The sequence below is a fragment of the Paenibacillus xylanexedens genome (assembly GCF_017874615.1).
GTDB classification, from domain to species: Bacteria; Bacillota; Bacilli; order Paenibacillales; family Paenibacillaceae; genus Paenibacillus; species Paenibacillus xylanexedens.
Window position 1 is genome coordinate 275439 of record NZ_JAGIKV010000007.1, and the last position, 22354, is coordinate 297792.

18 protein-coding genes are annotated in these 22354 nt (G+C 33.8%); 17 read left to right on the forward strand and 1 reads right to left on the reverse strand.

The features are described 5' to 3' along the window. Positions 1-78 precede the first annotated feature (78 nt). Positions 79-396, reverse strand: coding sequence for a transposase (locus J2Z28_RS11845; protein ID WP_211082637.1), 318 nt, complete (start codon positions 394-396; stop codon positions 79-81). Positions 397-2896: 2500 nt separating this feature from the next. Between J2Z28_RS11845 and J2Z28_RS11850 the strand changes: the two genes are divergently transcribed. The 17 genes from J2Z28_RS11850 (at position 2897) to J2Z28_RS11930 (ending at position 22083) form a co-directional block, all read left to right on the forward strand. After that, on the forward strand, positions 2897-3631 hold the full coding sequence (locus tag J2Z28_RS11850; RefSeq protein ID WP_211082638.1) for a BUD32 family EKC/KEOPS complex subunit: 735 nt from the start codon (positions 2897-2899) through the stop codon (positions 3629-3631). Positions 3632-3671: 40 nt separating this feature from the next. Then, complete coding sequence (locus J2Z28_RS11855; RefSeq protein WP_211082639.1) at positions 3672-4532, forward strand: queuosine salvage family protein; 861 nt, start codon at positions 3672-3674, stop codon at positions 4530-4532. Between the two features lie 25 nt (positions 4533-4557). Further along, positions 4558-5400 carry a glycosyltransferase family protein gene (locus J2Z28_RS11860; protein ID WP_211082640.1) on the forward strand — a complete coding sequence of 281 codons (843 nt, stop codon included), beginning with the start codon at positions 4558-4560 and terminating at the stop codon, positions 5398-5400. A gap of 8 nt (positions 5401-5408) precedes the next feature. Then, complete coding sequence (locus J2Z28_RS11865) at positions 5409-6143, forward strand: GTP cyclohydrolase II (protein WP_211082641.1); 735 nt, start codon at positions 5409-5411, stop codon at positions 6141-6143. A 116-nt stretch (positions 6144-6259) separates the two neighbouring features. Then, positions 6260-6907 (forward strand): PHP domain-containing protein, encoded by a 648-nt coding sequence (locus J2Z28_RS31775; RefSeq protein WP_425325412.1) that lies wholly within the window; start codon positions 6260-6262, stop codon positions 6905-6907. A gap of 11 nt (positions 6908-6918) precedes the next feature. Next, positions 6919-8646: an ATP-binding cassette domain-containing protein gene (locus tag J2Z28_RS11875; RefSeq protein WP_211082643.1), complete on the forward strand. Its 1728-nt coding sequence runs from the start codon at positions 6919-6921 to the stop codon at positions 8644-8646. A gap of 13 nt (positions 8647-8659) precedes the next feature. Beyond that, entirely contained in the window at positions 8660-10432 is a 1773-nt protein-coding gene (locus J2Z28_RS11880) for an ABC transporter ATP-binding protein (protein WP_211082644.1), read from the forward strand. A 19-nt stretch (positions 10433-10451) separates the two neighbouring features. Then, the gene (locus J2Z28_RS11885; RefSeq protein ID WP_211082645.1) at positions 10452-11510 is read left to right on the forward strand and encodes a hypothetical protein; all 1059 of its coding nucleotides are present in this window, start codon (positions 10452-10454) and stop codon (positions 11508-11510) included. 5 nt (positions 11511-11515) lie between these two features. Further along, positions 11516-12625, forward strand: coding sequence for a nucleotidyltransferase family protein (locus J2Z28_RS11890; protein WP_211082646.1), 1110 nt, complete (start codon positions 11516-11518; stop codon positions 12623-12625). Then, on the forward strand, positions 12612-13487 hold the full coding sequence (locus tag J2Z28_RS11895; RefSeq protein WP_211082647.1) for a hypothetical protein: 876 nt from the start codon (positions 12612-12614) through the stop codon (positions 13485-13487). The genes J2Z28_RS11890 and J2Z28_RS11895 overlap by 14 nt, the downstream gene beginning before the upstream one ends. After that, complete coding sequence (locus J2Z28_RS11900; RefSeq protein WP_211082648.1) at positions 13480-13722, forward strand: phosphopantetheine-binding protein; 243 nt, start codon at positions 13480-13482, stop codon at positions 13720-13722. Before J2Z28_RS11895 ends, J2Z28_RS11900 begins: the two co-directional genes overlap by 8 nt. Positions 13723-13746: 24 nt before the next feature. Continuing rightward, the gene (locus J2Z28_RS11905) at positions 13747-15210 is read left to right on the forward strand and encodes a class I adenylate-forming enzyme family protein (protein ID WP_211082649.1); all 1464 of its coding nucleotides are present in this window, start codon (positions 13747-13749) and stop codon (positions 15208-15210) included. Next, positions 15211-15462 (forward strand): acyl carrier protein, encoded by a 252-nt coding sequence (locus J2Z28_RS11910; protein ID WP_211082650.1) that lies wholly within the window; start codon positions 15211-15213, stop codon positions 15460-15462. A 29-nt stretch (positions 15463-15491) separates the two neighbouring features. Then, on the forward strand, positions 15492-16451 hold the full coding sequence (locus J2Z28_RS11915) for a glycosyltransferase family protein (protein ID WP_211082651.1): 960 nt from the start codon (positions 15492-15494) through the stop codon (positions 16449-16451). Positions 16452-17062: 611 nt separating this feature from the next. After that, positions 17063-18190 carry a methyltransferase domain-containing protein gene (locus J2Z28_RS11920; RefSeq protein ID WP_211082652.1) on the forward strand — a complete coding sequence of 376 codons (1128 nt, stop codon included), beginning with the start codon at positions 17063-17065 and terminating at the stop codon, positions 18188-18190. Positions 18191-18309: 119 nt separating this feature from the next. Further along, positions 18310-19359, forward strand: coding sequence for a nucleoside-diphosphate kinase (locus tag J2Z28_RS11925; RefSeq protein WP_211082653.1), 1050 nt, complete (start codon positions 18310-18312; stop codon positions 19357-19359). Between the two features lie 1344 nt (positions 19360-20703). Next, entirely contained in the window at positions 20704-22083 is a 1380-nt protein-coding gene (locus J2Z28_RS11930; RefSeq protein WP_211082654.1) for a sugar phosphate nucleotidyltransferase, read from the forward strand. The last annotated feature ends 271 nt before the right edge of the window (positions 22084-22354 follow it).

A 22354-nucleotide genomic window follows, 5' to 3' on the forward strand; every position in this document is an offset into this window, starting at 1 on the left:
CGCTCCGTGATACTTGAAAGGTACTGCACATCTTCTCCAAAGAAAACTCGGAGCGATGGTCTTCCACAAACTGAAATCTTAGCTCTTTGGTTTGCTGAAGATGTGTACTGCTTTTTTTACAATCGCCAGTTCTTCTTGTGTATCCGCAAGCGTGTGCTCTTTCTCTTGAAGCAACCGGCGCATCTCTTGGAGCTCTGCTTCCAGTTCCTTCACTCGATCTACGCTGGCAACAGGCTCATGTTTTAGTTCTCGGTACTTACTCATCCATTGGTGCAACGTACTTTTTGGAATGTTGAGTTCTTCTGCCAAATCTCCAAGTGTCTTCGTCTGCTCTTGAATGAATTTGACCGTTTGTTTCTTGAATTCTTGGTTATATCGTTGCCGCTGTTCTCCCATGTGGACACCTCCGTTAGTCTTATTATCCTTCCGTCCGTTAACGGGTGTCCACTTTTTATTCTAGCTCCAAACAGAACAGCAACCTCGGTAAAATGTTTGTACTCCTACAAACTCCAAAAGGCGGAGGTATCATGAAAAATTCTATCCGATTTTTCTCGGTTCTTCAATCCTTTCTCTCTATCGAAAAAGTTACACAGGCTACAAAGGATTCCGGATGTCAGGATACATCACGCTAATTTCCAGTTCCTCGGTTACTTGGGTTCTGGACACTTTCGGTTGTCACAGATGGAAAAGTTATCGAGGCGAGAGCCGAATTCATAAACCGACTCGGTTGTCCGTCATACTATTCCCGTATATCCACGAAAGCGGACGAGGTTCCTGTTGGGGTATTTAAATAGCTGTTTCATCAGTTGGTTTCTTTTTTAACGATGTTTAAGTCTTTTACTAAAGAACTTTTACTCGACGACGATTACCGTAGGGAAACTCATCTATTTTGGGCACCGTACGAAGGTGAAAAAATCCGGAATTAAGATCCTCGATGCACTGCGAGAAAGTGAACATTCGCCTCAAAAGGTCGCAGAAACGCTGGGATCACTTCAAGATGGACCGAACTCTGAGCAGTTATCCTGATTTTATCATGGTGATGGATTGAGCATATGTGAAAATCGAGCGACTGAATCGGTTAAAAACCAGCAACCAATCTTATACGATAAGGCTCAGAATAAAGTATATTTGCACCAGAAGCACGCCTTGCACAGACATTAATCCAAGGACTCGCGCGTAATCCGAGAAATAACGTGTAAGGTGGGTAGGAGCCAAGAACGTCACCAGGTGGTGATTTTTCATGATTTTGGGGGCCAGAAATTTGAGTGGACACCTATTTGATGAAGGCGAGTAGCGAGCAAATTGCCCAAATGTATAAAGCTCGCTGCAAGTTGAAGTCTTTTTTCGCTGGATCAAGCAAAACCTAAATGTGCCTAACTTATTTGGTACGACCGAAAATGCGGTTTATAGTCAGTTATATAGCGCTAATCTCTTATGTTATTATCGAGAGCCTCTTTGAGTCGGCAAAAATGCTATACCCAAGCATGTAGAGATTGCATTTATTAGTTTGTTTCTTCAGAGCAATTGCCCCTAAAATGTAGAATAAGGATGCAACAGGATCTTTTTTTAAGTTGGAGTTTTTCACCAAAATGGATTTACTTAATTATGATATTTAACAGGCTTAATTTTGAATAATCCATGCTTTCGAGCCATCGAGTTTCCCGCATTCATTTTTTTGAATAATATTAATTTTTTCAAATGTTGTATGCTTCTTTTTTTCAATAAAAATGCTCTCCATACAGTAGCAGATTTTTATTATTTCACCTGTCTACTATATGGGGAGCATATCACTTTTGGGACAGGCCCTCTTTTTATATACAGATATTAGACTCAAAGTTTAACCAACTAGACATATTAGCTGTTCCAATAGATACTGATTTGTTATACCTTTTACACGGGAAAAGGTACAGTGTATTGATTCCGACGCTGGGCAGCTAACGGATCCAAAAACAAACCTAGGACTTCAACATGCATTCTACTCAAATTAACGAATTATTAAATCACTTTTTCTATCTTAATCATCAGTCTAGATATCGCCAAATTCAAACATGTGGCTCGTGCGCAAGACTACCGCGGAGTCGAATTTAGGAAATCAATTCTCGAGAAGGATTTGAATACTTCGTTAGCAGGTTTGAATAACTGGGGGCAGAGCAAGGCTTTCAGGAGGATATCGTCAGCATAGAGCCTACAGACCACTACTGGCTAAATTTTGCTCATTTCTTAAGAGAACAGTAAGTAAAGTATGCTTGGTTAATCCTCTCCACGTAAAGAAAAACAAAGAATTTGATGGCAATTCGCCAACCGAAGATAAGGATCAAAGTCGCAAATATAATTTCTCAACTGGGCAAAGACGGAAGGCACACCGTGCCCAATCTTCCTCAGTGTATCTACGCTTTACTACAGGAAGCGGTGAATCTTACGGTAAATACGATTGCATGTATTGGATCTAAAGATCGCTTATGGAGGTCAGCTCCCATGTCTGATGTATGAGTAGTGTTCAGGTAAGCAATTTCCTATGACAAAATCCTATTCGAAAGATGTGTATTATAAATGCTTTATACTAATTCCCAGATTAGAACTGCAAATTTTACAGAATCTTTAAAACACATATTGAAAGTGGAAATCGAAAAATATAAAATGATGTTAAATATTATGGGAAATGAAAATTAAGACTAAGGGGACATAATGAGTGTTAGTTATATACAGTGATGTATAGGTAACTGAATCTTATCAAAATATTCAGAAACTATTGGATGATAAAAGTCTTCCAATAGTTTCTGAATTTAATGGTTATATATCTAATTCACAGATTACTTTTTATCTCTAAGAGATTTAACGGTCATCGTAAAAATGATTGAATAGAAAGATTAATTATAGCGGGGTGATGCTATTGATTTTGAATAGTGAGAATCAAGGAGAAATAAGCTTTCTATATTGTTCTCCTAGATGTGTAATGCATCAAATAAAGGGTATCCCTGATGATATAAGTTTTGCTGGTGCAAGTAAAAAACATAATTTAGGCGTGCGATTTAAGAATAAGTTTTACTTAGAGCGTTTGGCTCAAAATTGGGATGCAAATATTCATGATTTTGGAGTCACTGTAGTGAGAGAAAAAGTTGTTGAAACTGGTATTGTATTAAACAAATTAAAGCAAATCAGTCACCCAAATTTATTGAAAATAATAGACATGTGTCTTTGCACAGTTGTTATTGAATACGTTGATGGTATACATCTAAGTACAAAAAAAGGGGAATGGATACTTGGACCGTTTTCTAACACGATAGACTACGTTGATTTGTGTAATGAGGAAGATTTGTTTTCGGTAATTAGAAAATTGGGACAAGTGCTACTAGTATTACACGAAAATGGAATCTGCCATACAGATCCGACTGACCACAATGTTATGATTTCAAACCTCTCAGGTGAGCCAATACTAATTGATTTAATAGGCGCGATGCCCTATACGAAGGAACTGGAATTGCTTGATAATGTGGTTTTTTTGAATCACTTAGTAATTCCTTTGGCGGCTCGAAAGGGGATTCAATTGCCTGATTCAATTGTTCGACCAAAATTAAACAATTCTATTATAGAAAGACTTGTTACATATCTGGGTGAAACCATCGGACGTTGAAAGGACCAATTTAGAAATGGAAGCTTGGGAGAAATTAAATATGAACATTGAAATCTTCTCAGAAAGTATCAAAAAACTCGCTGATCAATTATCTAGATGCAATCTTTCTTTTCATAGATGGAATGATCGGCACTTATTGGATAGTAATGACGTTGAAGAGATAGCGCAGTTCTTTTTCATTGGAAACTCTATAAATTATAAATTTTGGTACAATTCATCTCAGCAAAAGTATAAATACAAAAATTATACAGGCTCAGCAGCAATGTGGGCGTCGATGAAGGATAAAAAAAAATTAATAAATCTGGAAAGTATCGCTTCGGGTAATAATATTGAGATGATTCTTGATCCATTACTTCCCATGAGAACAGAAAGAACAAAATCGCTCTTAGAGGCGGGGGAAGTTTTGCTTGACTCATTCTCAGGCAGTGTGTTGAAACTATGTGACCAAGCAGAATGGCACGCGCCAACAATAGTAGAAATTATTACAGAACATTTTCCTATGTGGAAAGATCAACAAAGGAAAATTAAATTTAATAAACGAGCACAACTATTTGTTGCAATGCTGCATGGAAAATTGGGTGCAGAATCAAAAATCCGAGATATTGATAAATTGAGTTGCCTCGCAGATTATCAACTTCCTAGGGTACTGAGACATTTTGGTGTTTTAAATTATTCAAATAAATTAACGCAAACCATTGACAACGAAATCTTAATTTGTAGAGACAGTGATCTTGAAATTGAGATACGGTTGGCTACGATCGAAGCGATGGATTTAATATGCGACGAGTTAAAGATTAAGCATAACTTGCGTGTTAGTCCAATACAACTGGACTATATTCTATGGGCACAAGCAAAAGGAATCTCAAAACCACACCATCTCACACCTACAATAGCCTATTAAGGTATTAAGGACTAAGGAGCATATAATGGAACCTAAATTATCAATTGTCGTTACATTAATCGAAAGAGACGTTGATGATTTATGTAAGCTAATTAATAGTTATTTATTAATGGAACGCATTAATGAAACTGAACTATTAATTATGTTTAAAACGCTTTCAGTTGAAAATGAAACACGGATTCAACTGGTCATCAATAATTATAAAAATATAAAAATATTTGTGAGGGAGGGGTACTCCAGATGTCAACGCAAAGACGAGGGATTGAGGCTTTCATCAACTAAAATGGTAGCTTTTGTAGATAGCGATTGTACATTTGACAGATCTTTTACGAATGAGATCCTCGAGATTTCAGGCCAGAAAGTCATTAGGGGTCGAAATATATACATTCATGAAAAGAATCGGTTGTCCAGATACAACGCCATTTATCGAACGCTGTGTGACGAGATTTTTTTTAAAAATGAGACATTTTCCCCAAATTTAATTTTTGATAAAGAATTTCTAATACAAGCTGGTGGATGGTCTCATGATAATCTTGATAGTCAAGATGATTTTATTTTGAGTCAACGTTTAAAAAGTAAATATGATTTTGAAATATACCATGCTTCAAATGCTGTATTAAATTGTAAAAATAAAGCTGATGATAAAATTAAAAAATTGGTAAAAACGTGGTTTGGATATGGGGTAGGTTATGGATATCGTCTTTGGAGGGATAATGAGCATATTTTAGTAAGGCTGAAAAGGTACGTCCCCCCGATCGTCTACACTAAGGACAATAGTTTAAGTTACTTTAGTTTTTCGATATTTCAATGGACTATAGTTTTATGTGGATATATCGTTGGAATATTTAGACACCAAAGTATAAGGTGAGGGTGCATATGAAAACTAATATTAAAACAGGCAAAGATAAAACTCTTTTAGAACTTGAAAAAAAATTCACAGTAATTAAAGAAAAAGGTCATTATCTTCATTTATATGGTCCTGTATATTTTCCTATTATATTAAATTACAAAAGATATGTGTTTAATTGGTATGTATGGCACAAAAGTGAATATAGTATGACGTTCCAAGAACTGTTAATGGAGTTAAAGAGTCATGGGGCAGAAAGGAACTATAACTCGATTCTGACTTACGGTAACTTTCAATATTCTGATAATCCACTAGTTAGAATTCATTCGTGCTGTTTTACCGGCGATGTATTTGGCTCTACTAGGTGTGATTGTGGGCCACAACTACACCATTCATTAGGGCGAATAATAGATAATGAATCTGGTGCAGTCGTGTATCTTGATAATCATGAGGGTAGGGGCATAGGTTTATTTGCTAAAGCGATTGCAAATACACTACAAGAGGCCGGTTACGATACATATGAATCAAATAATATTTTGGATTTTGAAGATGATGAAAGATCATTTGATGAAGCCGTAACAATTTTAAAACATTTTAGAGGACTTCGAGGTATATCGTTACTAAGTAATAATAGAGATAAATTATTATCTTTGGAAAAAGATGGGGTTGTAGTTAATGGCCTGATTCGGCTTTGCGGATTCGAAAATGAAGATAACAAAAGATATCTATATTCCAAACAACAGCGAGTTATGAATTATATATAACGATTAAATAAGTCTTAAACACGTATTATTGTTTTATTTCGAATTATAAGCGGAGCATAAAGCACCAACAGGAGGTAACTTATAGTGACTTCAAAGGTCGTGAAAATTTGATCGATTTGCATCAACACACTAATTGCTCGGACGGACTGCTCTCCATAGAAGAAACCATACATCGTTGTATAAATAATCATGTAAAAACTATCTCGATCACTGATCACGACTCATTTCAATCACAGAATGATGCAATATTGATTTGTAAGAAAAATAATATAAAGTATATTTATGGGGTTGAGTTGTCGGCTGTTTATGAGAATCAATCTGTTCACGTATTAGGATATTTTCCAAATTACCCGTCTAGTTCTTTGGAACGGTACGTTGCGAACCAACGAATAATTACTACTGTAAAAGCAAATAGATCCAAGTCAAAGAGCGTACCGGTTGGATATTATCCAATTGAAGAAATAACTAGATTGATTCACGCTAGCAATGGTTATGCAATACTGGCCCACCCAGTAATTTACAGTCCCATCATAAATGAATTAGTATCTATGGTTGATGGTATAGAGTGCATTAATCCAAGCCAAGATCTTGAATTTACTGAAGAGATGATTCAATTATGCCGAGAATTCAACTTACTTTGTACTTTTGGGACCGATTTTCATGGGATCGAACATGAAAATATTCATAATTATAATTCTTTATGCGAACAATATTCTCATGTAATTGAACCATTTCTTTCAAAAATACATAGCAGAACCTTATAAAGGGGGCACCAATGTTGGATGTTATGTATGTCATCAAACTCTTTCATAGAATCGATAGAAAAAATTTAAACGTATATATTTTTACAAGCTTACTTACTGCACCCTTGTTATTTATCGAGTTGTTTTTCACCAAATATGTAATCGATATCATCCAGAATTATCATGACTTTCAATTTTACCACATATTAATTACGGTTACACTACTTATGATCTTGTTGTATATCAGCGGTTTTAATAGTTCTATGAAAGCGATAGCATCTACGAATCTTACAATTACTAGCCTTATAGAATTAGAGAATAGTATTCTGTTAAAAACATCTAAGCTCACAATGTTGGATATAGAAAATCCACAAATTAAAACTAAACGAGAAAAAGCAAGACGTTTTTCGCTGTTCGGATTAATGGATCAATGGTTTTCCTTTATTATTAACTTTTTTATAGTGGGAACATTGGCGCTTATAGTATGTTTATACGGTTTTTACTATTTAGTTATTGCAATTTTTATTGTATTAATCATCCAATTAACTATTTCAAGCTATGTATCAAAGAAGGTTGAGTACATTCGCCAAAGCCAAAGCTCCTCTCAACGAGTTATTAATTATTTAGTCGAATTGCTTACAAATAGAAATACGACTCAAGAAGTTAGGATATATGGAATGCAATCTTATTTATACAATGAAATAAAGGGGATTTTTATAAAAAATTATGAGGTAATTCAAAAAAAAGTTATATTCTCGGAATCCATAAATTTCACACAGAATTCAATTAACACATTATTAAATGGTGGCACGCTTATAGCGCTTGTTTTAGTACTTGGAAGTAATGGGAGTAGTGTTGGATTATTTGTAATATTATTTCAAATTACAAATCAATTGTTTGTTACAATTCCATCATTGAAAAAGGGGTTTACAGATTATACAGCAAGTAGATTGCGCTTTCAAGATTATCTATCCTATATAAAATTAGACGAACAAACTACTTTGATGCAAGATATCAAAGGGAAAACGGGTCTTATAGGAGTGGAGATAAATAACATTAATTTTAGTTACGGTGATAAATCTAAAAAAGTCTTAAAAAATATTGATATAAATATTAATCCTGGTGAACGAATTGCTTTTGTAGGTGATAATGGATCAGGCAAAAGTACACTTGTTAAGTTGATTTTAGGTTTATATAATCCAACCGATGGAAATGTAGATTGGATTAAAGATGGCCATAGACTGAATGGAAACCAAAAGAATATAAGAGTTGTATTTCAAGACTTCGCACAATTGCTTAGACCCATACGTGAAAATGTTGCATTAGGTGATATTACAGCAATTAACGATGATTCAAGGTTAATAACTGCAATAGAAAAAGCAAAAACGGATATTAACGGTACAGATCTGGATAAAATGCTCGGACCTCAGTTTGGAGGAGTTGATTTATCTGGCGGGCAATGGCAAAAACTCGCCATTGCAAGGGCGTATTTAAATGAAAGTTCTCTAACTATCTTTGATGAACCAACTGCCGCAATGGATCCATATTCGGAACAGAACGCATTTAACACATTTATTTTGTTAGGGGATAAGCAAACTTCAATTATAGTTACGCATAGACTATATATGGCTAAACAAGTAGACAAAATATTTTTATTTGAGGATGGAGAGATCATTGAAAGCGGAACTCATGAAGAACTAGTAAAAAAGAATGGCAAGTACAAAAAAATGTATGATTTTCAATCTTCATTGTATATTTAAGGAAGGAGAGTCTATGCTAAAAAAAAATATTTTTAATATCCTTCTGATAGTAGTGAAAATTTTCAGGAAAAACAAGCTTGTTTCTTCACTTGTTTTAGTGATTCCTTTGATCAGTGGTTTATTAACATTCTTTTCTTATAATGCACAAGTAAAGTTAATTGATATAGTTACTATGGGGTCGAAAAATTATAATCTTTCTCAAGTTTTTGAACTAGCTCTCATACCGGTATTATTGTACGTAGGAGTTGCTGCCATTCAAAACTTATTAGCTAGTATAACTGAAATTGTTAAAAACAAAATGAATGCAAGTATTACTATTTCATTCCAGTCAGATATCATTGATATTGCGAATAGTATTGATTATGAAAATTTTGATGATGAACAATTTACTAATAAACTACAAAGAGCGAAGAACTTTGTTGGAGAAGATCTGGATGGAATAACTGGTTTTTTGGTTTCCAGTGTAGGGATAATTTCATCTCTTTTTAGTATTATATGGCTGTCAGCTACATCAGGATATTATTTGATTAGCCTACTAATTTTTATCATGATAATCGTCACATTATCAATTCGTCTCTTTTCTGAGGTGAAAGTAAGAAAAGTTGGAAGGGAAATAACTTTAGACGGAAGAATGGGTGACTATCTTTCAAAATCTTTAGAGGAACATAGCACTCTTCGCGAAATGAAGATTTATAGATCTGTAGATTATTTTATCGATTTATGGAAAGGAACTATGAAAAAACAGCACAACAAGAGATATGGAGCGAGAAAGTTTGAAATAAAAACAGGGATGATTGTAGCTTTGATACAAACTGGAACCATTTATATTGTATTGGTTTATCTGTTGAAAGGAATTAAGGAAACAAACTCTGTTTCTATAGGTACTGTTGCTGTTTTATTTTTAGCTTTATTAACATGTGGTAATAAGATAATGAGTCTAACCTGGCCACTTAGCAAACTTTATATTAGCAGCAGTAAACTATACGATTTAAATGAGGTACTAGAACTTAAGAAAAATATTATTAAAGAGAGTAATACGAACAAAAAAACATTATCACTGACACCAATCGATCTAACAAACATCTATTTCAAGTACAAAAATTCAGAAGAATTTATACTCTCAAATATAAATATGAGAATTAATCATGGGGAAAAAATAGCGATAGTAGGTGAGAATGGAGCTGGAAAATCAACTCTAATTAAATTGATACTAGGTCAGTACAAATCAACTTTAGGTACTGTGTTGTGGAACGGCAATGATAAACCTCAAGGAAAAGTTTCTGTTGTCTTTCAAAATTTCATAAAGTTTGAACTATCATTAAGAGAAAATATTATATTGGGAAATGTGGAAGAGGAAATTGATGATGACAAAATTATAATGATATTAGAAAAGTGTGAGCTGATGGACCTATATCATGAACTTGGTGGGTTGGATGTTAAACTAGGCCAGATATATGAGGGGGGTAGACAACTATCTGGTGGACAGTGGCAGAAATTAGCAATAGCGAGAGCGCTATATAATAATGCAGACTTGATTATTTTAGATGAACCTACTTCAGCAATTGATCCGATTTCCGAATTGCAAATTTATCAGAAATTGTTGGAGCTTTGTGAAGATAAAACAGCAATTTTCATTTCACACAGATTAGGATGGACGAAAAATGTTGACCGAATATTTGTGATAGAAAATGGATCTATAGTTGAGGTAGGTAACCATAATGATCTAATTTCTCATAACGGAATATATGCTAATATGTTTTCTTTACAAGCTTCTTGGTATAAATGATGTACTGGAGGAAAACTTATTGAAAATTATTTTACCAATAAACAGGAACATACCTTATGGCGGAATGCTTAGAGATATGAATCGAATAGTGGCGATAACCTCGAATTCTCTCGCGTTACCGTGGTATATTAACAATTTTATCCCCCAGTTAATGTACGATACTTTTAATATTCATTGTTATGATGCTGAAAATACTTATGAAATTTTCAATATTTACGATGAAGTAGCAGAATTTAAATTACTCGAAATAGGGGATGATTTACAAAGCATTATTGAATCTTTAAAAAAGGAAGAATATGTCTTAGTGAATTGGGACAGATATTACGTTAAACAATCAAATGATTATCTGAAAAAACATCAGTATCAAGAGGCACTCATTTATGGATTTGATTCAGGTAAGAACAGTTTTAATTATCATGAAAGTTTAATTAACAACAAAGATTATGATACTAGTGAAATCGCGTATGACGATTTATATCTAGCTCTTAGGCAAAGCCTCGAGAAAACTCAGCAGATGGAGGCGCGCAATTGGCAATTTGCATTTTCTCATCCCTTCTCATCCTTTTCGATTAAAAAGCAATTTCCAAAATTGAATCTGCGGAAAATGTATCATAATTTCTATACACAACTTCAAGGAGCCGAGATCGAATTCTCTTATGGAGGTAACGTTAAGAAAAAGTACTATAGTGGAATGATGATTTTTAAAGGGTTACAAACTCTTTTAAACGATCTTGAAAACAATGAATCATTAGAAAGATATAACCAAGCAATATGGAGTATTAAAATATTCTCACAGCATATGAAAAGTCATGAAGTACGATTTAAATATGTAATGGAGCAAAATTATATTTTTTTTGAGCAAGATATATTCGATCAGATTGAATTAGTTAGTCGCAAATTGATGATTTTTTTCTCTTTATTACGTAAGTACGCAGTAACGCTAAGTAAAATTGATTTATCTCGAGCAAGGGAATTACTGATTGAAATTAAAGAATTATATCTCCTTTTTCTAAAAAGGGCAAATATCTTGATTGAAAATGCAATAGTAAACACAAAGAATAATTATGGAGATGAGTGAAAATTATGAAAGAAGCTGCTATTCAAACATTTATTTTAGAGTGTATTAACTTTAAGAATTATGATAATGAATTACTCAAAAATACTATCGGTGAAATTTCAGATTGGGATTTACTGCTGGATATTATTAACCACCACAGAATAGGCGGTATTGTATATAGTGTTTTAGTGGACTCGCAATTATTAGACCTTGCAGATTCCTCATTTAAAAGTAAGTTGTCAATGGTTTTTGAGAATAACAAAACAAAAAATGATGACCTTACAAAAATACTCAAACATCTTGGAAGTGAGATTGAAAATGAATCATACAATTATGCTTTTTTAAAAGGTTCATATCTAATTCCTAAATTATATGCAAAAGGGCAAAGAATTTCTAACGACATTGATATATTAATATCTCAAAAAGACATTGATAAAATTGATGTTTATTTAAAAAAAATGAATTTTGTTCAAAAAGTTTATAGAGATAAAGCAGGATGGGTAGAACCAACTAGAAAAGAGAAAATTTTTGCTAGAATGAATTATGGTGAGTTGCTTCCTTATTTTAGAGATTATGGGCTAAAAGGGATTGAAACTGCGATTGTTGACGTAAATATTTCACTTGATTTTCAAGCAAAATACAATTTGAGTTTAGTAGATCGCATGTTAGAGAATACTTTTTCTTATGATATTAATGGAACATCCCTTTGTACATTAAATAGAGAAGATTTTCTGATTCACTTGTGTGCTCATTTGTTTAAAGAAGCAACAATTTACGATTGGGTGAAAGAAAATAGGGACACTCATTTATACAAATACTGTGACATATATGCATTTTTGCTCGAAGTAGAAGAAGATTTTTTTGAAAAATTTAATAATAAAGTTTTGGAATATGGATTAGAAAAAGAATGTTATTTTACCTTGATTAACTCAATAAAATTATTTCCATACCTTGCTAAGAGAAAGGGGATAAACATACTATTAGAAAACATTAAACCCAATGACTTAAATTATTTTAACATAATTTATTGGCCGCTAGAGAAAAAGTCATTTTCCCACAATTGTGAATTTATAAGTTGGGTATTCTGTGACGATAAGCTTAAAATGCTGAGGGAGATCGAAAATGTCACAAGTTGATGTCTTAAGGAAAAGTGATTTTGATGACTTACTTTCATTTTCTTGTGTAGAAAACTATATATCTGCACATCTAAAAAAAGAAGGATTTAATATTTCTTTACTTTATTATTTGAGTTTTGCTCCATTCAAGAGCCTTTATCAGGACTTTACTAATAATCACATTGAGTATGCCCGCTTAAGTAGCATTACACGTATTCAGGATTTGGCAGTAAAGGAAAATATTATTGATATGAATTGGAGTAATGAGACAGATATCAATGAGATGTTTAATGCAAATAATCACAATTTACTAGTTGGGGTGAATCTGAAATACTTCCATGATAAGTACAAAATTTACCCTTGGCGTGATGATCATTACGTATATATAAGAAAATTAGACGAAGATATATATCATTATTTGAACGACAATCCCAAGGATGAAGGCATTGTCACGAGGGAGCAGTTTCAACAGTTATATAACGGTCAGTGCATAAAATATCATTTGATCAATCATGATAAAATCACAAAAAAAGAAGATTTGCTGTTTAAATTCTGTAGCACTTTAAAAATACCAGAAAATTCAATGGATATTAATGTCTCATTACTGGGCAAAACCGATGCTGTTCAAATAAGGGACTTTCTTGGAGTTATTCGTATAAGCAGAATGAGAGTAGAACGGTTCATGAATAATTATTTTCAAGTAGATTACATTGGCCCATATATAAACGAAATTTCAAAATTATATGCACTTGTAGAATACCAGCGTCTAAGAAAGAAACTAGATTTGAATTATATTAATGAATCAATTAAAAAGCTTTATTCCATGGACATGGAAATTTCCGAAAAAATTAAGAATACAATTGGGGGAGTATACAATGATTGAATTAGTAACTGAAAGAGCACTAAGCTCTATTGAATCACTTTCTATCCAAGGCAATGGTGTTAATATAACTGATACATTAGCCTCGATTGGAATTGACTCATTGAAAATGGTTGAGCTAATTATTGCTTTAGAGGACGAGTTTCAAATAGAGTTTAATAATTCTACATTAGATCCTTCGAAATTAATAAAGGTAGAAGATGTTTTGGAATTAATTTATCATACCTTAAAAGTATAACGATTTGGAGACTATATGAGAAAGATGAATAGAATTTGGGATTTTATAAGTACTTATATTAATAATCATTCAAGTTCAATTATTTCCGATCACTTAATCTCTAAAAGCTATAAGGAAATTCTTGAAACTGTAGATTTAGTTGGTAATAAATTGAAGTTAGCTATTCGCCCAAAGTCGAAATGCATTATTTTGTGCGAGCGAGAATTTAATACTATGCTAGCAGTCCTCGCCTGTTGGAAAGCAGATATTGTTCCTATAATACTTTCAAATAACTATGGAGTCGAGCACGGTAAAAAAATAATTGAGAAATCCCGTCCGCATTTATTTATATGTGATAATAATAAGAATTTTGTTGATCCAGCATTGGATACTAACTTACCCGTATTTTCCATCACAAACGGAGAATTGACTGGGAAAATAGATACCCATGCGCCAGAGTACATCCTTGAGGATGTAGCGTTAATTATGTTTACCTCAGGTACTACTGGGGAGCCTAAAGGTGCTCTTATCACTGAAAAAGGATTAATTGCAAATGTAGACGATATTGCTCACTATTTTAATATTAATGACAAAGATAAAATATTAATTTCGAGGCCCTTATACCATAGTGGAGTAATAACTGGGGAACTTTTGGTGTCATTGGTCAAAGGAGTAAACATCCAATTTCTGGACCAGAAATACAATCCACGAATTATCATGGAAGAGATTCTAAAGAATGAAATTACTGTATTTGGCGGTACTCCTACTTTATTGCATCATTTAGCGTTTTTCACAAAAAGAAGCGCTAAAAAACTTGGAATCAGAGTAATTGCCATAAGCGGTGAGTGCTTATCAGCCTATATCGCAAAAGAGATCAGGCATGTATTTGGGGGTATCGATATTTACCACGTATATGGACTTACAGAAGCCGCTCCCAGAGTCAGCTGCTTATCGCCAAATCTATTCGATCAATATCCTGAATCTGTAGGCCAGTCTTTAAGATCAGTAGAATTGAGAATAGTTGATGATATGGGAAACACCGTAGGTCCGAATATTGATGGAAACTTGCTTGTTAGAGGTCCTAATATAATGAAAGGATACTACAATAGTAATAGTACGCCAATAATTGATGGATGGTTATGGACAAAAGACATTGCTTGCGTAGATGATGCGGGGTTAATATTCATTAAGGCTCGAGCTGATGAAATGATTATAAAAGGCGGCATGAATATATATCCACAAGAAATTGAAAGATTACTTATGATGAATCCTGATATTAAAGACATTATAGCATATGGGATTCGTAAAAAAGAGGGAATGCGTATTGGTATTAATATCGTTTTATCGGAGAATGTTTCTCTTGATAAACGTGAGATTATGTCAATATGCTCGAAGTCACTTTCCCCGTATCTATTGCCTGATGAAATAAACGTTGTTAAGACTATTGATAAAAATGCTTCTGGTAAAGTTATCAGACCTAAAATCAAAGTGAATTGGATGGGATCATAAATGGAAAATTATGAGGAGAAATTAAGAGAGATTATAGGATCTGTTGTTCCATTAACAATTTCAATTTCAGAAGTGGATCTGGATACTGATTTTCGAATGATTGGTATGGATTCATTAGCCTTTATAAATTTAGTGACAAGGATTGAAGATTCATTTGAAATTATATTTCCAGATGAAAAGCTAATAATCGAAGAAGCATCGACAATACAAAAGTTATTAGTCATTATTCAAGAATGCGAAAATAACGGCTAAAGAATTTAATTAAACATGGAGGTGCTACCTTGCATATTGGATTAGTCTTACCGGATATGGCTTATAATTCTTATCTTCATGGAATGATCTGGGGCGAAGAAATCGACGCAAACGGTCTGAAAGCGGCTTTTGAAAGAATACCAGGTATTAACGTTGATATTGTTTCGCCAAATATTTTGAAATATATAGAAGAATCTGACGGTAATATGAGATATGATATTTTGATTCATTTTGATTTCCCTACTTTTAAAATAGATAGTGCCTTTAATATCCTTTTTTTTCAACAGTATTATGATGATAAGTTGATAAATCAGGCTCAACCATCATTTTCTTTATTTGATTTAGTTATTACAAACAGTAAGTCTACGGCTGACAAGTTTGATAATGTGTATTATTTCCCTCTCGCGGTTGATGAAGAAAAGTTCAGTGCTGGACCATCGATTGATGACTATCAGTGCGATGTAGTTTTTATAGGTAATACTAGAATGAGAACTCTGGAACAATACAATCAGTATTTATTACCGGCAACAGATTACAACTTACAGATTTATGGATCTGGATGGCGGGATCCTTTATTCGATGAGTACCATCGATATTATAAAGGGAGCGTAACAATTGATCAGATGATTGAAATATATCGATCAGCGCGGATTGTTCTCAGTATTCATAATGAAAATTATACAAATAACTTTGGGCTCGTAACGAATCGAATATTCCACACAATTTCAACTGGTGTGGTACTCATTTCTGATATTCATCCTGTTATGATGGAAATGTTCCCCGAGGGGTGTGGTGTTATGTACACTGAAGGGAATGATCACACTAGAGATATCATAAGTAGCCTATTAAATGATCCTTATAGACAACAAGAAATTATTGCTAAAGGACGCGAGATTTTATATAAAGAACATACGTGGGGGAAGCGTGTCGAATACTTATTATCGCTGATAGCATATAACAGTAATAAATTGATAACTCGACTTTTATAAAAGTATTGCCCTCGACAGTCTTTCTTTTTTGAAATTTTTTCAAAAAAGAAAAACTGTCATGGGAAAATACCACACAAGGTTACTGGGGTGACCTATATATTCCAATTGAGTTATTTTTTTATTGTTTACTTAATACTACATCGAAAGCTTATGCCTTATCTATTGTAGGGATATTATCATGAAATACTTAGTACAGACTAACTTTTTTAGACTGAACTTTTGAATTACATTCGTTTATAAAGTCAATCTATGAACTCCATAGGACTGGTATTGAAGCGTTTCATAAAGGGCAGCTACGTAAATGCGAATGTGGTAAAACTTCTTGTAAAAGACTTTGTGAACAACATCGCTTTTTAGCCATCTCCATAGCCCTTCAACTAGGTTGAGCTTGAGCAGGAAATAAACTGCTAAAAAGACCTGAAGGCCAAATAAGACGTCTCGTATTCCTTAGAAATTCGTCTGCTCATTGGCCAGGATCAGCCAGCATGGGCATCAAGATTTTTTTGGACGCTGAACATGAACATCCATTATTGTATAGCTTGCCTGAGTTTGAAGCACACGCTCTAGTTAACAAATTCAATTGTTAATAAAAACTTAAAATGAGGTTGGTTATGGAAATAATTTATTTGCAAGAAAGTCATATAGAAAATATGCCATTAGCTATTTTTCTTTTAAATATTGAGCAAACATTAAACGATATTAAACATAAGAACAACAAGGAAATAGTTGTCTTTGGAACAGGCTTAGAAGGTTATATAGTAAAACAAGCGTTGGAAAAACAGGGGATAATTATAGATAAATATTGTAGTAATAACGACAAACAATGGGGGCAAGAAATAGAAAGTTGTGAAATCCTATCACCCTATTTCGTCATGGACAATGCAAGTGAATATTATTTAATTGTAGCGGTGGAAAAAGATCAATTATCCACCGTTCGGGCGCAATTATATCTAAATGGTGTTGAAAACTATAGTATAATGTTGCATGAGAAATTTATCCCTTTTTCCAGCAATAAAGAAGTTATCTCACTTTATATAGATACAATTAATCAGTTAATTAATATTTATGATAAGCAAGAGCTTTTATCTCTACCTATTGTTGGAACTGCTAATGAGAGTATGATTCAATTTCTGATTGAATCAATAACTTGGTGGTCTCCGGTATTAAAATATTTACTTCAAAATTTAAAAATAAATAGTAATGTATTAGAGATCGGACCGGGCTATGGTAACTTAATGGCCACAATTATATCAACTTTTCCTAACTTGAGTTATGACATACTCTCCTATGCAGGTTATCGTAGAACATTAAAGACGTCAAAATATATTAAAGAGAAATATAACAAAAGTCTCCACCAGGTTATTCATGGAGAAATTGAAGATCCTAGTTTGATGCTACCACATAAATATGATTTTATCATTTTAACAGAGGTTTTTGAACATTTTGTCTGTAATCCGGTACAAACGATGATGAAGATCAAATCATTCTTGACTCTGAAAGGAAAAATCTGTTTAACCACACCGAACTGGGGACGCATTCACACTTACAAATCATGGAAGGATATGCCTAAATTTGAAGAATTTGAAACAAAAAAAGATTATTTTAGTCATAATTTAGGCCATAATTATCAATATAACAAAGATGAATTGTTGGAAATATTCCAATCTAGTGGATTTTTTGTCGATTTTTATGAATTGTCATCGCGTAACAATCATAATTTCGTTTTAAGTATCCGATAAGGTGATTTGATAAAACCTTTTATTCAATGACATAGAACAAATCCAAGAGCCTAGAATTGCTGATGATTAGGAAAAATAAGAAAAACAGTATACTCAAAACATAATTGAAGGTGAAAACTATGGACGAAAACGATTTTTTCGAAAATACATTGTTATTAGTGAAACCGGATGGTATAGAGAAAAATTTAACAAATATAATTTTATCCTATTTAGATGAGCAAGGGGGGTTAAAAGAAGTTCACAGAAATACATTTAGACTAAGCGTGAGTCAAGTGTCAGATACATTTATTCACTTATATAATGATCGCAATTATAAATCTTATATGACTAGAGGCGAAGTAACTGCTGTCTTATTGAGAGGGAAAAATGCAGTACAAAAATTAAGAAATTTAAAATCTAATATTCGAAAAATGTATGCAAATGACGCAATGCAAAATATTATACATTCGTCAGAGGTTGGAAATGAGTTTGATCTGCAATTTCGAACCTTCTTTCCACATCTTGATATAAATCATTACAACATGTACGCAGATTTGTATTCAAAAACAATTTTTCCAATGCAATATGAAAATTTTTGTAGAAAAGTTGAATTAATAGAAAAAAATGCATCCGTGAAAGTGTGTGCGCATATTTTTAATAATGACATATTTCCTTACTACTCCAAACTAATTCAATCTTATTACAATAATGGTGGATTCAAGAAGTTTACATTCATTGGTTTGGAATACAATACTGTGGTTGATAATATCAACATTAAGGTTTTAGGATATTATAAGCTTAATGAATCTCTAAAATTGTCGAAGGATCATGATAAATACTTTTACTCTAATCTAAAAGACTTAACTCAACTTATAAATCAAGCTGGTGGTACGGCCTTTTTTAGTTATACAAATCAATTAAATCAAATAACAAAGGAAATTTTAGAAAAAATGTCTGATATAGGGATACGAGGTGGGGTTGTATATCATCCTCAATATACATTAGCCCAGACTGAGTTTCTTAGAGAGAATATTTTAGCATGTAAAATGATTACAACTGGTGGTAGCGGTGGAATAACTCAAAGTGGTCGATTTAGTGTTTCTTATGAGATCTTTAATCAATTATTTAATCTTTTGTATGGCGAAGATTATTTTGATTATGGTAAGGAACATCCTCAGTCGCTTGGTTGATAGTATAAAGTTTGTTTTCGGAATGTATATGTTTGGTCACTTTCCAGTCGGAGGGGTTTAACCCATTAAGTTTGGACATATGCTCTCTTAATATCATTCTTTCATAGCTTTTCAAATTACAAACGGACCGCTTGAATGGCAATGGGCTTAATCAGGTTCTCTGCTTGTAGAGCTCATGAGGAGCAGGTCTGTAATACTGTAAGGCATTCTTCTTGCTTATAGAAGATCATGAACGCAATGACTACCTCATACTTCTCACCATAGGTGGTAAAGTCATTCGGAGATATAGATAATCATCTTGAAGAATGCGATGGAAGGACTCGATATGATCGTTCGTATTAGGCAATCATGGTGGAATTCGTTCATGTAGGGTTCCGAAGTCCTCACAAGCCATTTTAAAGGTATGAGAAACGAACTGTGTACCGTTATCTGAGCGTACCACGCGAATCCATAGCGGACGTTTCAACAGGGCTTGATGCAGAATCCTTACTATATCTTTGACTTCACAACGAAGGCCAATCAGTAGGCAATAATGGAGCGATCGTATACATCAATGAACGACTGAATAAAGAAAAAGAGATTTTAACTTGCGATATAGCCATATGTTATGTCCGTTTCAAATTACTGATTGGAGCTTGTAAGGATTCAGTTATGAGCCGTTTTTCTGGGGTGTTTCGTCTTCAACTTACGTTGAGGCCTCAGCAAACTAAGATTTTTACAAAGCCATTACACTTTCTTCTTATTAATAATCAGCTTATAGGCACGCTTTAGATTAACCGTTAATATACGATATCTGTAGTTGTAGCGATCGTCTGAAATCAGCTCCATCAGCTATTCTTCATTCAGTTTATCGGCTACACTTACGCCACATTCTTGGTAGGAATAGTCTGGTGCAGGGCGTCCCTCACTTACTGTTTTTATAGTGATAGTGGCTTGATATCGGGATACCCACTAGCCGCAACACAAGCCGGATCGCAGTGTGAAAACCAGTTAAATCCATTTTTTTAGAAAAACCAGGGTTTTTCTTTTTTTAAGTCACCGAAAATTTGTGATCTCAAGTATCTGTTTTCCCAAGAGAAGCAAAGCTGATTTAGTATTTTCATATAGGACTGACGCGTATCTTTAAACTTCGAAAAGATACATTTTTAAGGAATACATCATTTGAAATGTAGTCTCTGTTAGCCAGGCATGACTGCTCGTGAAGAGTCGCGATATAATTCATATAACGGTTAGTTTATCAAGCTTTATTTTCCAAAAAATTTCATCCTATTTACTGTGTGTATAGTGTGATTTAAGAAGAAATAGGTGATTTAGAATAGAACGAGTCAAAAGGAGGTTAAGTGATTGAAACTAGTAGTGCTATCTGGTGGATCAGGCAAGCGGCTGTGGCCTTTGTCCAATGATGCTCGATCTAAACAATTTTTGAAGGTAATAGAGAACGAAGAACAAGAACTCATATCTATGGTGCAGCGGGTATGGAGTCAAATTAGTAAAAGCGGATTAGCCGAATCTAGCTACGTCGCAACAGGCAAATCCCAGATTGAAATGATGCATGACCAGATTGGATATTCTGTACCGCTTATTATTGAACCAGAACGTCGAGATACCTTCCCGGCCATAGCTTTAACAGTCTCTTATTTATATTCTGTTGTAAAAGTAAATTTGAATGAAGTCATAGTTATCTTACCAGTGGATCCTTATGTAGAAGACCACTTTTTTTATGTCATTAAACAGTTGGAGAAGACTATCTTAACGACTCAAGCTGATCTAGCCCTAATTGGAGTAAAACCAACTTACCCGTCTGCAAAGTATGGATATATTATACCAGAGCAAGGACAATTAGCAACCAACGATATCTTGAAAGTAAGTCATTTTCAAGAAAAGCCTTCTGAAAAAGTTGCTGCTCAATTGATTGAGCAGCAAGCATTGTGGAATTGCGGAGTGTTTTCCTTTAAATTGGGGTATCTCATTAATATTCTTGAAGAAAATGGATATCCTACTCAATATGAGCAACTTGTGAAACACTACCATGAAATGCCAAAAATTAGTTTTGATTATGAAGTTGTTGAGAAGACCGATAATATCGTGGTGGTTCCTTATGAAGGATACTGGAAGGACCTTGGTACATGGAATACACTAACGGAAGAGATGAAACAGAGCAAGATTGGAAAGGGTATTATTAGTGAGGATTGTATCAATACGCATCTTGTTAATGAGCTTGAAATCCCAGTTACGATACTAGGGGTTTCTAATGTGGTAGTCGCAGCTTGTCCAGATGGTATTCTGGTTACTGATAAGAGTGTTAGTCCACGAATTAAAGATTATATTAATTATGATCAAGGCCCAATGTTCGAAGAGAAAGAATGGGGCACTGTTCGGATTCTTGACGATGAACGTTTTGATGATGGCCGCAGTGTTATCACGAAACGGGTAGCCATTAAAGAAGGAAGATATCTGAGCTATCTCATGCATCTGTATCGTGAAGAGGTATGGACTATTGTGAAAGGTGAGGGAGAGTTTGTTCAGAACGGTATTCAGATGAAAGTGAAAGCGGGTAACGTTCTGCACATTCCAATTAAGACCTTGCATGGCCTGCGAGCCATTACAAATATGGAGATAATTAACGTCCATAGTGGTTATTCTGAGCAAGATCAGGTTATGGAGTTGTATTCATCATGGTCAGAAATGACCGAGCATTGTCTTAACATTTCAGTGGAATCATGAAGACAGTTATTCAATTATCCCTAGACATGGTCGCTGAAGAAGGAGCTTTTATTGTTCCTGAGGTAGATTGACAGAAAATTAATTATTCAGAATAAGCAGGTGATTTATCTAGAATAAGAAGAGAGTTGTAAATTTTCGAATTGGAATGATATTAGATATCCCTATTTATTCAGCTCGATTCGATAGATCACTCCTGAATTAACGTTTTTAAAATGCTTAGATTTCTAAGTCATATGTCCAGCGAAAGGGAACCAGATTTTCATTGATCTCT